Annotated in this window: 14 protein-coding genes; 9 read left to right on the forward strand and 5 right to left on the reverse strand. The window is 74.0% G+C overall.

Annotation, left to right across the window (positions count from 1 at the left end; all coding sequences use genetic code 11):
* Positions 1-21: 21 nt before the first annotated feature.
* A complete protein-coding gene (locus BLP29_RS06125; protein WP_092801341.1) occupies positions 22-1,065 on the forward strand; it encodes a C40 family peptidase in 1,044 nt (347 codons plus the stop codon).
* 1 nt (position 1,066) lies between these two features.
* On the opposite strand, the gene BLP29_RS06130 is transcribed toward BLP29_RS06125, so the two are convergent.
* Entirely contained in the window at positions 1,067-2,278 is a 1,212-nt protein-coding gene (locus BLP29_RS06130) for a saccharopine dehydrogenase family protein (protein ID WP_092801344.1), read from the reverse strand.
* A 146-nt stretch (positions 2,279-2,424) separates the two neighbouring features.
* Between BLP29_RS06130 and BLP29_RS06135 the strand changes: the two genes are divergently transcribed.
* Complete coding sequence (locus tag BLP29_RS06135) at positions 2,425-3,945, forward strand: APC family permease (RefSeq protein WP_243469739.1); 1,521 nt, start codon at positions 2,425-2,427, stop codon at positions 3,943-3,945.
* 19 nt (positions 3,946-3,964) lie between these two features.
* The gene (locus BLP29_RS06140) at positions 3,965-4,384 is read left to right on the forward strand and encodes a universal stress protein (RefSeq protein WP_092801350.1); all 420 of its coding nucleotides are present in this window, start codon (positions 3,965-3,967) and stop codon (positions 4,382-4,384) included.
* 113 nt (positions 4,385-4,497) lie between these two features.
* On the opposite strand, the gene BLP29_RS06145 is transcribed toward BLP29_RS06140, so the two are convergent.
* Positions 4,498-5,886 carry an aspartate aminotransferase family protein gene (locus BLP29_RS06145; protein ID WP_092801353.1) on the reverse strand — a complete coding sequence of 463 codons (1,389 nt, stop codon included), beginning with the start codon at positions 5,884-5,886 and terminating at the stop codon, positions 4,498-4,500.
* Positions 5,887-5,977: 91 nt separating this feature from the next.
* Positions 5,978-6,550: a YdeI/OmpD-associated family protein gene (locus tag BLP29_RS06150; RefSeq protein WP_092801356.1), complete on the reverse strand. Its 573-nt coding sequence runs from the start codon at positions 6,548-6,550 to the stop codon at positions 5,978-5,980.
* 99 nt (positions 6,551-6,649) lie between these two features.
* Between BLP29_RS06150 and BLP29_RS06155 the strand changes: the two genes are divergently transcribed.
* Positions 6,650-7,360, forward strand: coding sequence for a histidine phosphatase family protein (locus tag BLP29_RS06155; protein WP_092801359.1), 711 nt, complete (start codon positions 6,650-6,652; stop codon positions 7,358-7,360).
* Positions 7,344-8,231, forward strand: a complete 888-nt coding sequence (locus BLP29_RS06160; protein ID WP_092801362.1) for an NAD(P)H-hydrate dehydratase — start codon at positions 7,344-7,346, stop codon at positions 8,229-8,231. The genes BLP29_RS06155 and BLP29_RS06160 overlap by 17 nt, the downstream gene beginning before the upstream one ends.
* On the opposite strand, the gene BLP29_RS06165 is transcribed toward BLP29_RS06160, so the two are convergent.
* Positions 8,228-8,782 (reverse strand): CGNR zinc finger domain-containing protein, encoded by a 555-nt coding sequence (locus BLP29_RS06165; protein ID WP_092801365.1) that lies wholly within the window; start codon positions 8,780-8,782, stop codon positions 8,228-8,230. The two genes, BLP29_RS06160 and BLP29_RS06165, sit on opposite strands and share 4 nt — an antisense overlap.
* Positions 8,783-8,862: 80 nt before the next feature.
* Here BLP29_RS06165 and BLP29_RS06170 point away from each other — a divergent pair, with 80 nt between their 5' ends.
* From BLP29_RS06170 to BLP29_RS06180, 3 genes are all read left to right on the forward strand, one after another.
* Positions 8,863-9,855: an EamA family transporter gene (locus BLP29_RS06170; protein ID WP_092802954.1), complete on the forward strand. Its 993-nt coding sequence runs from the start codon at positions 8,863-8,865 to the stop codon at positions 9,853-9,855.
* Positions 9,856-9,883: 28 nt separating this feature from the next.
* Positions 9,884-10,162 (forward strand): hypothetical protein, encoded by a 279-nt coding sequence (locus BLP29_RS06175; protein WP_092801368.1) that lies wholly within the window; start codon positions 9,884-9,886, stop codon positions 10,160-10,162.
* Positions 10,163-10,246: 84 nt separating this feature from the next.
* Positions 10,247-10,636, forward strand: a complete 390-nt coding sequence (locus BLP29_RS06180; protein WP_243469740.1) for an RNA polymerase-binding protein RbpA — start codon at positions 10,247-10,249, stop codon at positions 10,634-10,636.
* Between the two features lie 3 nt (positions 10,637-10,639).
* On the opposite strand, the gene BLP29_RS06185 is transcribed toward BLP29_RS06180, so the two are convergent.
* Positions 10,640-10,903 (reverse strand): DUF1905 domain-containing protein, encoded by a 264-nt coding sequence (locus tag BLP29_RS06185; RefSeq protein WP_092801371.1) that lies wholly within the window; start codon positions 10,901-10,903, stop codon positions 10,640-10,642.
* 48 nt (positions 10,904-10,951) lie between these two features.
* Between BLP29_RS06185 and BLP29_RS06190 the strand changes: the two genes are divergently transcribed.
* Entirely contained in the window at positions 10,952-11,482 is a 531-nt protein-coding gene (locus tag BLP29_RS06190; protein WP_092801374.1) for a gamma carbonic anhydrase family protein, read from the forward strand.
* Positions 11,483-11,513: the final 31 nt, after the last annotated feature.

The following is an 11,513-nucleotide window of genomic DNA, read 5'->3' on the forward strand; positions in this document are numbered from 1 at the left end:
GCGGGACCCGGAGGGGCTCCCATGACACCGCGCTCGACCGCACGCCGCTGGGCCAGGGTCGCCGTCCCGGCTGCCGTCACCGGAGTCCTGCTGACCGTCGTCGTCGCCCCGGCGTCGGCTGCGCCCGACGACGCCCAGCCCACCACCGCCGCCGACGCCGCCCGGGCCGTCGCCGACACCGCGCACCAGATCGAGGCGCTGGGCGAGCAGGTCAACGACGCCGAGCTGGCGCTCACCGACCTGCAGACCGCCGCGGCCGACGCCGACGCCACCGCCGACCAGGCCGATGCGCAGGTCGCCGCGCTGCAGCCGCAGGTCGACGCCATCGTGCTCACCGGCTTCGTCGACGGGGTGCCCTCCGGCCTGGAGACCGTGCTGACCAGCGGGTCGGCCGACGAGATGCTCCAGCGCTGGTCGACGATCAACCAGCTCACCGACCACACCGACGCCGTCCTCGCCGAGCTCGCCGCCGCCCAGCAGGCCGCGGCCGCTGCCCGGTCGGCCGCCGACCAGGCCGAGGCGACCGCCGCCGCGTCGCTGGACGCGCTGCAGACCCAGCAGGACGAGCTGCAGACCCAGCTGGCCGCCTACCGGTCCACCTACGCCCAGCTGGCCGCGCCCCAGCGTGCTGCGGTCTCCACCGCGGTCGGGGGCCCCGAGCTGTCCGCCGCCGCGATGGCCGACGCCGCCTACGCCGCCCCGGCCGCGGCGCCGTCGGAGGCCGCCGCCGCCGCGATCCAGACCGCCTTGGCCCAGGTGGGCAAGCCCTACGTGGTCGGCGCCGCCGGCCCCGACGGGTTCGACTGCTCCGGCCTCACCCAGTTCGCCTACGCCGCGGCCGGCATCTCGCTGCCGCACTCGAGCCGCGCCCAGTCGGGCCTGGGCACCGCCGTGGCCCGCGCCGACCTGCAGCCCGGCGACCTGGTGGTCTTCTACTCACCGGTCAGCCACGTCGGCATGTACATCGGCAACGGCCAGATGGTGCACGCCAGCGTCAGCGGTCGCCCGGTCGCCGTCACCAGCGTCGACCAGCGCGGCTACGCCGGGGCGCGCCGCGTCGCCTGACTCAGCCGCCCTCGCGCATCCCCCAGGGGGAGCCGTACTCGGTGAGCAGGTCGAGGAACGGCACGCTGTCCAGGGCCTCCGGGCCGAGCACACCGGCGCCGGCCCAGGTGCCGGCGGCGACGAGCTCGAGGGCCACGACGGGGTTGACCGCGGTCTGCCAGACCACGGCCTGGTGGCCGTACTCGCGCATCGACCACTCGTTGTCGACCACGTGGTACAGGTAGACCTGCCGGGGCTCGCCGTCCTTCCCGGTGCCCGTCACCCACAGCCCGGCGCAGGTCTTGCCGGTCATGCGGTCGCCCAGCCGGGCGGGGTCGGGCAGGCACGCGGCGACGACGTCGCGCGGTGACACCTGGACGCCCTTCACGGTGACGGGGTCGGTGCGGTCCAGGCCCACCTTGTGCAGGGCCTTGAGGACGTCGATGAACTCGGTGCCCAGGCCGTACTTGAAGGTGACCCGGCCGGCGTCCACCCAGCGCGGCATGAGGAGCACCTCCTCGTGCTCCACGTTCACGCACTCGACCGGCCCGATGCCCTCGGGGAACTCGAACACCTCGGGCTCGCTGAACGGCGGCGTCGTGAAGAACCCGCGGGCCTTCTCGTAGACCACCGGCGGGTTCAGGCACTCCTCGATCGTCGTCCAGATGCTGAAGGAGGGGGCGAAGTCGTAGCCCTCGACCTCGAGGTTCGCACCGTCCCGCACGCCGAGCTCGTCGATGGCGGAGAACAGGTGGTCGGCGGCGTAGCGGGCGAAGACGTCGGAGAGCCCGGGCTCGACGCCCATGCCCACCAGCGCCAGCTGGCCCGCCGCCTCCCACTCGCCGGCCATCGCGAACTGCTCGTCGCCCAGCTTGACCCCGGTCTCGGAGTGGGGCCGCTCGGGGTGGGGGTGCGACAGCGACATGGCCATGTCCACGTACGTCACCCCGCCGGCCAGCGCGGCCCGGAACAGCGGCATCACGAACCGCGGGTCGACGGCGTTCATGAGCACGTCGCAGCGGTGCTCGGCCAGCAGGGCGGCCACCGCGTCGGCGTCGCCGGCGTCCACCGACCCGGCGCTGCTGAACCGGTCGTCGCCGACGGCGGAGGCCGTGGCGTCGGCCCGGGCGCCGTCGTAGTCGGTGACCACCAGGGCCTCGAAGAAGCCGCGCCGGGCGGCGATGGCGGCGAAGGCGCTGCCGACGCCACCGGCGCCGACCAGGAGGATCCGCATGCTGACCTGCTCTCGGGAGGGGTGGCCGGGAGCCTAGGTGACGACGGCCACCGGCGCGACGGCTTCCGTCGCCGCGCGAACTCGTGACACGGGAAACCCTTGTGGAGCGGCTGTCCACCTGCGATAACCGTGGCATGACGGAACCAGTGAGCCGGTCGACGGACCAGCCGCAGCTCAAGTCGGGGGCCATCGGGTTCGTCGACGCCCTGGTCATCGGCCTGGCGTCGACCTCGCCGGCCTACTCGCTGGCCGCGGTCGTCGGCGCCGTGGTGGCGCTCGTCGGCGTGTACGCCCCCGGCGTCTTCCTGGCCTCGTTCGTGCCGATGCTGCTCATCGCCTCGGCCTTCTACTACCTGAACAAGGCCGACCAGGACTGCGGGACGACGTTCTCCTGGGTCACCCGGGCCATGGGGCCGTGGGTGGGCTGGATGGGCGGCTGGGCCATCTCGATGACCGGTGTGCTGGTCATCGGCTCGCTGGCCGACACCGGCGTGCGGTTCGGCCTGTTGGCCCTGCAGCTCGACGGCCTGGCCGAGAACACCTTCCTGGTGCGCACGCTGACCGTGCTGCTCATCTTCGCGATGACCTGGATCTGCGTCATCGGCACCGAGACCAGCGCCAAGCTGCAGAACGGCCTGATCATCGCCCAGGTCGGCGCGCTGCTGGTGTTCGCCGTCGTCGCCCTGGTCGCCGGGCTCTCGGGCAACGGCGAGGCCGACGGCGGCAACCTCACCCCGTCGATCGACTGGCTGAACCCCTTCGGTGCCGGTGGTGCCGCGCTCACCGGGGGGCTGCTGCTCGGCGTCTTCATCTACTGGGGCTGGGAGTCCGCGGTCAACCTGACCGAGGAGACGTCGGACGCCGAGTCCACCCCCGGCAAGGCGGCCATCGTCTCGACCGTCGTGCTGCTGGTGACCTACCTGGGCGTCACGATCGCGATCCTCAGCTACTTCGGCACCGACTTCCTGGCCTCCCGCGAGGACGAGGCCGAGACGATCTTCGCGACGATGGCCACGCAGGTGCTCGGGGGCTGGGACTGGGTGCTGCTGCTGGCCGTGGCCACCTCGGCCATCGCCTCGACCCAGACCACCATCCTGCCGGCGTCGCGCACCGGGCTGTCGATGGCCCGGCGGCACGCGATGCCGAAGGCGCTGGCCCGCATCCACCCGCGCTTCCGCACGCCCGACGTCTCCACCTGGCTGGTCGCGGTCATCGCCGCGGCCTGGTACGTCGTGGTCAACCTGATCAGCGAGAACGCGCTGTTCGACTCGCTGACGGCGCTGTCGCTGCTGATCGCCTTCTACTACTCGCTGACCGGCATCGCGTGCGCGGTGTTCCACCGCAAGCAGCTGACCCGCAGCGCGAAGGACCTCCTGCTCATCGGCGTCGGCCCGCTGATCGGGTCGGCGCTGCTGATCTGGCTGCTGGTCGAGTCGATCGGCGACCTCGCCGACCCGGCGAACTCCGACCTGGGCACCGCCTGGTTCGGCCTGGGCCCGCCGCTGGTGATGGGCATCGCCATCTTCCTGGTCGGCGTCCTCTTCATGCTCTTCTGGCGGTTCAAGGACCGCCGGTTCTGGGCCGAGAAGACCACCACGGCCGAGCGCCTGCAGGCCGACATCGCCGCCGGCCGCACGGCCGCCGCCGTCGAGGACCCCGCCCCGTGACCCATCTGGAGAACCGACCGTGAGCATCGTGCTCGGCTACGACGAGTCCCCGGGCGCCCGCCGCGCCCTCGACCTGGCCGTCGACCTGGCCGCCCGGCTCGAGGAGCCGCTGGTGCTGGTCTTCGGCGCCGCCCCGCCGGGGACGGTGGGCGAGGAGGCCGGTGCGCACGCGCAGGCCCTCGCCGAGATCGGCGGGACGGCGGTCGGGCACGCCGTCGAGGTCGCCGACGCCGCGGGCGTGCGCACCGTGGTGGAGGTGCTGCCGGCCAAGCCGGTCGACGCCCTGCTCGACGCCGCCGACCGGCACGACGCCCGGGTGATCGTCGTCGGCACCTACGGCGAGACCCCGCTGCGCGGCGCGATCCTCGGCTCGGTGCCGCACAAGCTGCTGCACCTGTCCGCCCGCCCCGTTCTCTGCGTCCCCGCCGAGCAGGAGTGACCCCGGGCGCGGGCCCGTCCGCGCAGCGTTGATCAGGGCCCCTGATCGAAGTCCGTCCCCCTCCACGAACGTCGGTGGAGGGGGACGGACTCCCGTGGAGGAGGACGCCTCCCTCAGAGCCGCGCCCAGGCCTCGGTGAGGACGCCGCGGAGGATCTGCTCGATCTCGTCGAACTCGGCCTGGCCGGCGATGAGCGGCGGGGCGAGCTGGACGACTGGGTCGCCGCGGTCGTCGGCGCGGCAGTAGAGGCCCGCGTCGAACAGGGCGCCGGAGAGGAACCCGCGCAGCAGCCGCTCGCTCTCGTCGGCGTCGAAGGTCTCCTTGGTCGCCTTGTCCTTGACCAGCTCGATCCCGTAGAAGAACCCGTCGCCGCGGACGTCGCCCACGATCGGCAGGTCGGTCAGCTTCTCCAGCGTGCGGCGGAAGTCGTGCTCGGTGTCCAGCACGTGCTGGTTGAGGCCCTCGCGCTCGAAGACGTCCAGGTTCGCCAGGCCGACGGCCGCCGAGACGGGGTGCCCGCCGAAGGTGTAGCCGTGCGGGAAGGTGACGCCGGGGCGCAGGAAGGGCTCCATCACCCTGTCGCTGGCGATCATCGCGCCGATGGGCGAGTAGCCCGAGGTCATGCCCTTGGCGCAGGTGATCATGTCGGGCACGTAGCCGAACTTCTCGCAGGCGAACGTGGTGCCCAGCCGGCCGAAGGCGCAGATGACCTCGTCGCTGACCAGTAGCACGTCGTGCCGGTCGCAGATCTCGCGCACCCGGTCGAAGTAGCCGGGCGGGGGCGGGAAGCAGCCGCCGGCGTTCTGCACCGGCTCCAGGAACACCGCGGCCACGGTGTCGGGGCCCTCGAACAGGATCGCCTGCTCGATCTGGTCGGCCGCCCACTGGCCGAACGCCTTCGGGTCGTCGCCGAAGTAGGGGGCCCGGTAGATGTTGGTGTTGGCCGCCCGGAAGGCGCCGGGCACCAGGGGCTCGAAGTCCTGCTTGAGCGCGGGCAGCCCGGTGATGGACAGGGCCCCCTGGGTCGTGCCGTGGTAGGCGATGGCCCGGCTGATCACCTTGTGCTTGGCCGGCTTGCCGACCAGCTTGAAGTACTGCTTGGCCGCCTTCCACGCCGTCTCGACCGCCTCGCCGCCGCCGGTGGTGAAGAAGACCCGGTTGAGGTCGCCGGGCGCGGCGGCGGCCAGCCGCTTCGACAGCTCGATGGCACTGGGGTGGGCGTAGGACCAGATCGGGAAGAACGCCAGCTCCTCGGCCTGCTTCGCGGCGGCCTGCGCCAGCTCGCGGCGGCCGTGCCCGGCCTGGACGACGAACAACCCGGCCAGCCCGTCGAGGTACCTGCGCCCGCGGTCGTCCCAGAGGTAGCAGCCCTCGCCCTTCACGATCACCGGCGGGGCCTGCTCGCCGTAGCTCCCCATGCGGGAGAAGTGCAGCCACAGGTTGTCCACGTCCCGTGGGCCGTAGTGGCCCGGCTCGGTGACCGGCTGCTCGGTGGTGGTCATGGCGGTACCCCCTGCGGCTGCGGATTCCGTCGTCCGACGACGGTTCGACACCCGGGAGCGTAGCCAGAACAGGTCGCGGAAAGCGAGACCGTCAGTGCGGCGTCCTGCCCTCGGCAAGCATCGTCACCAGGGTGTCGATCTTCCTGGCCCGGGTGCGGTCGTTCGCCGCGACGGCCACGCGGTGCAGCACGGCGTAGCGGTCGGTGCCGTCCAGGGCGTCGAAGGCCGCACGGGCGGCGGGGACGGCGTCGAGCGCGGCGGCGAGGTCGTCGGGCACGGTCATCGTGGCCGGACCGGCGTAGGCGCGCTCCCACCGGCCGTCGGCCTGCGCGGCCTCGACCTGGGCCAGCCCGGCCGGGCGCATCCGGCCCGACGCGACCAGCTCGGCGACGGTGGCGACGTTCTTGGCCGACCAGATGCTGCGCGGACGGCGGGGCGTGACCCGGATGGTCCAGCTCGTGTCGTCGTACCGGTTGGCCCGGCCGTCGATCCAGCCGTGGCAGAGCAAGCCCTCGACCAGCTGGGCCCAGGTGACCGACGCGAAGACGGCCCCCTTCTTCGCCAGCCGCACGTACAGCCCGGGGGCCGAGGCGCCGTTCTCCGCCAGCCAGGCGTCGAGCTCGTCGCCGTCGGCGAACGACCGCACCTCGAATTCACGCTCCACGCCGACATCGTGGCGCTTCTGCCCGGTTCGGCGTGCACCGAGTGGGGCCGGCGTTTCGGAACCCCCGCGGGCGGTCACGGGTCGACGGTGACCCGACGCGTGCCCGGACCGGACCAGCTCTGGCTGGTGCGGCACGGGGAGAGCCAGGGCAACCTCGCCGACGCCCGCGCCCACGCCCTCGGCGTCGACCGGCTCGAGCTCGACGTCCGCGACCCCGACGTGCCGCTGTCGCCCACGGGGGAGCAGCAGGCCGATGCGCTGGGCTGCCACCTCGCCGGGCTCGACGAGCGGCCGACCGCCGTCCTGGCCTCGCCGTTCACCCGGGCCGCCGAGACCGCTCGGCGGGCCGCGACCGGGCTGGACCTGCCCGTGCGGTGCGACGAGCGGCTGCGCGAGCGCGACTTCGGGGCCTTCGACGGCATGACGGCGCAGGGGATCCGCGAGCGGTACCCGGAGGAGGCCGAGCGCCGGCGGCTGCTGGGCAAGTTCTGGTACCGCCCGCCGGGCGGCGAGAGCTGGGCCGACGTCGCCCTGCGGGTGCGCAGCGTGCTGGCCACCGAGGCGCTGCGGTACGACGGCGACCGGTTGCTCGTGGTCGCCCACCAAGCCGTGGTCATGGTCTTCCGCTACGTCCTCGAGGAGCTGTCGGAGGAGCGCCTGCTCGAGGTCGACCGCACCGAGCAGGTCGCCAACGCATCCCTCACCCGGTACCGCGCCGCGGGCCACGGGTGGGAGCTGCAGGAGTTCAACGCCGTCGAGCACCTGGCGGACGTCACCGTCACCGAGGAGCCCGATGTCCCGCACCCCTGAGGACGCCGCACCCGCACTCGTCACCCCGCAGCTGCTGCGCGACTGGCGGCTGCCCGAACCCACCGGGGGCAAGGACGCCCGCGGCTCGGTGCTCGTCGTCGGCGGGAGCACCGAGACCCTGGGGGCCGTCCTGCTGGCCGCCGAGGCCGCGCTGCGGTCGGGCGCGGGCAAGCTGCAGGTCGCCGTCCCGCGGAGCCTGGCACCGGTGACGTCGTCCGCGCTGCCGGAGGCGCTGGTGCGCGGGTTGGCCGAGACCGACGAGGGCGCGGTGCGGGCCGACGCCGCCGAGCGCGTGCTGGACCTCGCGCAGCAGGCGGCCGCCGTCCTGGTCGGGCCCGGGATGGTCGACGAACCGCAGACCCGTGAGCTGGTCGAGCGGTTGCTGCCCGAGCTGCGCGGTCCGCTGGCCCTCGACGCCCTCGGTCTGGCCGCGGTCACGGCGGACCCCTCCTGCCTGCACCACCTCGAGGGCCGGGTGGTGCTGACCCCCAACCCGACCGAGCTGGCCTTCGGGTTGCACGTGGAACAGGTCGACGACCCGGCTGCCGCCGCGGTGGAGATGGCGGACCGGGCACAGGCCGTGGTGGCCCTCGGCGGGGCGACGAGCTGGGTCGCGGCCCCCGACGGCCGGTTGTGGCGCGACGAGAGCGGGGGCGCCGGCCTCGGCGTGTCCGGATCGGGTGACGTGCGGGCCGGGGTGGTGGCCGGGCTGCTGGCCCGGGGGGCGGAGCCTGCCCAGGCGGCCGTGTGGGCAGCGCACCTGCACGGCCGGGCGGGCGAGCGGTTGGCCGCCTCGGTCGGCCGGCTGGGCTTCCTGGCCCGCGAGCTCCCCCCGGAGCTGCCGCGCGTGCTCAGCGAGGTCGACCTCTAGCCCCGGGCAGCCGCCCGACGGGCGCGGTAGGCCGCGGCGTGGGTGCGGTTGGCGCACGCGGTGTCGCAGAACCGGCGAGAGCGGTTCTTGGTCAGGTCGACCAGTGCGGCTCCGCAGCCCTCGGCCTCGCACCGGCTCAGCCGGTCCAGCTCCTCGGCGCGCACGAGGTCGGCCACGGCCATGGCGGCCTCGACCGCCATGCGGTGGGCCAGGGGGGCGTGCGGCTCGGTGGCGTGCACGTGCCACCCCCAGTCGTCGTGCCGCACCAGCTGGGGCTGGGCGTCGCCGTCGCGCAGCAGCCGGTTGACGACGGCGACGACGCCGTCGGTGTCGTCGTCCCACATCTCGGCCAGGCGGGCCCGCAGCCGGTGCACCGCGGCCAGCTCGGCGTCGTCGCCGGCGCGGTGGCCGGTGAAGCCCCAGGTGTCCAGGAAGGCGGCGAGCGCGGGCGGGTCGGGGAGCAGCTCGGTGCCGGTGCCCGAGCCGCTGGCGGTGTTCACCAGGCCCGCGGCGGCCTGCAGGCCGACCTCGGTGTCATGGGCGAAGAGCATGTTGCTCCTGACGTCTGCTACGGTGCGACACGTCAGGAGCATACGACCCGTCGGTCCTGACCTCATCCGTGGAGGACACCGTGCTGGATCGCCGTGCCGGGCTCACCGGTCTGCTGCTCGCCCTGGCGTCGGCCGCCGCCTTCGGCACGTCGGGGGTGTTCGCCTCCAGCCTGCTGGCCTCGGGGTGGAGCGCCGCGGCGGCCGTGACCGTGCGGGTCGGGCTGGCGGCGCTGGTGCTCACCGTGCCGGCGCTGGTGCAGCTGCGTGGCCGCTGGTCGCTGCTGCGGGCCAACGTCGGGTCGGTGCTCGCCTTCGGGCTGCTGGCCGTGGCCGGCTGCCAGCTGGCCTACTTCCTGGCCATCGGCCGGCTGTCGGTGGGGGTCGCGCTGCTCCTGGAGTACTCCGGGGTCGTCCTCGTGGTGCTGTGGATGTGGCTGCGGCACGCCCAGCGGCCCTCCCGCACCACCACGGCCGGCGTCGCGGTGGCCGTGCTGGGCCTCGTGCTCGTGCTCGACGTGCTCAGCGGGGCCGAGGTCGACCTGCTCGGCGTGTTCTGGGGGCTGCTGGCCGCGGTCGGGCTGGCCGTCTACTTCGTGGTGTCCGGGCGCACCGACGGCGCGCTGCCCCCGCTGGTCAGCGCCTGGGGCGGGCTGGGCGTGGGCGCGGTCGCCCTGGGGCTGGCCGCCGCCGTCGGGGTCGTGCCCTGGCGCACCGCGACGGCCGACGTCGACCTGGCCGGCGTGCAGGTCAGCTGGCTGGTGCCGGTGCTGGGGCTGTCCCTGGTGGCCGCGGCCTTCGCCTACGCCAGCGGGGTCGCCGCGATCCGCCGCCTGGGCTCGCGCACCAGCTCTTTCGTCGGGCTGACCGAGGTGCTGTTCGCCGTCCTCTTCGCCTGGTTGCTGCTGGGGCAGGCGCCCGGGGTCGTGCAGCTGGTCGGCGGCGTGGTCGTGCTCGCCGGGATCGTGCTGGTGCGGATGGGCGAGGACCGGGTGCCGCCGGCGCCCGTCGAGACCCTGCCCGAGGGGACCGCGCCCGCACCCGGGGACCGGCCCCAGCGAGTCCGCACGACGTAAGGGCAGGTCGGGCGCCTATCGTGGGGTGATGACCGGCACCTCAGACACCACAGACGCAGCCGTCGCAGCGATCCGGGTGGCCGACGCCGAGCGTCAGGCCGCCCAGTCCGCCGCCCGCGAGGCCCAACGGCGCTGGGAGGCGGCCCTCGTCGATGCCGTCGAGGCCGGTCATGCCCCCTCGGCCGTCGCGCGCGAGGCCGGCGTGACCCGCAACCGGGTGTCCCAGCTGGTGTCGGCGCGCCGGGCGGCGGGGCAGGCCGACCGGGCCCCGCGCACCCCCCGCATCGTGCCCAGCCCGTTCCACTGAGATCCTCGACTGCGTAAACGGCGTTTGAACCTCGGGCTGACCGGCTAGACCCGAGCAGACGCCACAGCGAGCGAGGAGGCTCCCGTGCCCGACAACCTGCGCGGATCCCGGATGGGCTCGACGAGCCTGGAGACCGTCCGCGGCGCGACCTTCGCGGAGTCCGCCACCCACGTCTACGCCTGCGAGCAGGGCCACGACGTCCCGATCACGTTCGCGGCCGACGCGATCCCGCCGTCCACCTGGGCGTGCCCGCGGCACGGCAGCCCGGCCGCCCTGGTGGTGACGCCGGACACCCCGGTCGCCGAGCCCGCCGACGAGGACGACGCCCCGCGGGGCCGAGCGCGCAAGACCGGGCCGCCCCGGGTCAGCAAGACCCCCTGGGAGATGCTGCTGGAGCGGCGGGAGATCGCCGACCTCGACGAGCTGCTGGCCGAGCGGCTCGAGGTGCTGCGGGCCCGGCGCACGCGGGCCTGAGCCTCAGCGGTCCGGGTCGACCACCAGCTCGACCTCGACCTCGTCGCCGGCACCGCGGCCGGTGGCCTTGCGCGTCGCGGCGTTGAACGACACCAGGTAGCGGCCACCCATGACGCCGATCGTGGTGGTGTAGGTGAAGCCGCCGTCGACGGTCACGACGACGGGCACCCGCTTGCCCCGGCCGAAGCCGAGCTCGACGTCCTCGGGCACGACGATGCCGACGTTGTTGCCCCCGGTCGCCTCGAGGGTGGTGCGGAACGTGGTCATGGCCGGTGATGATGCCGCGCCCGGCCGCCGTGCGGTAGGCAGGTGGGCATGACCGCACCGTTGATCGCCGCCCTCGGGGACCGGGTCCCCGCCGTCGACCCCACCGCGTTCGTCGCGCCGACCGCCGTCGTGGTCGGCGACGTCGCGCTCGGGCCCCGCGCCTCGGTCTGGTACGGCGCGGTCGTGCGCGCCGACGCCGAGTCCATCCGCATCGGTGCGGACTCCAACGTGCAGGACGGCTCGACGCTGCACAGCGACCCCGGGTCCCCGCTGGTGCTCGGCGACCGGGTCACGGTCGGCCACCGGGTGGTGCTGCACGGTGCCCGCGTGGACGACGACGTGCTCGTCGGCATGGGCGCGGTGGTGATGAACGGTGCCCACATCGGCTCGGGGTCGATCGTCGCTGCCGGCGCCGTGGTCACCGAGGGGATGGTCGTGGCGCCCGGCTCGCTGGTCGCGGGTGTGCCGGCCAGGGTCGTCAAGGACCTCGGTGGCGCCGCCGTCGAGCGCATCCGGGCCAACGCGACCAGCTACACCGACCGCATCCAGCAACACCGAAGTCTTCGAGTTCTCGACTGATGGAACGGCCCGGTCGCAGGGGCCCGCCCCG

The sequence above is a fragment of the Klenkia marina genome (genome assembly GCF_900101025.1).
Taxonomy (GTDB): domain Bacteria; phylum Actinomycetota; class Actinomycetes; order Mycobacteriales; family Geodermatophilaceae; genus Klenkia; species Klenkia marina.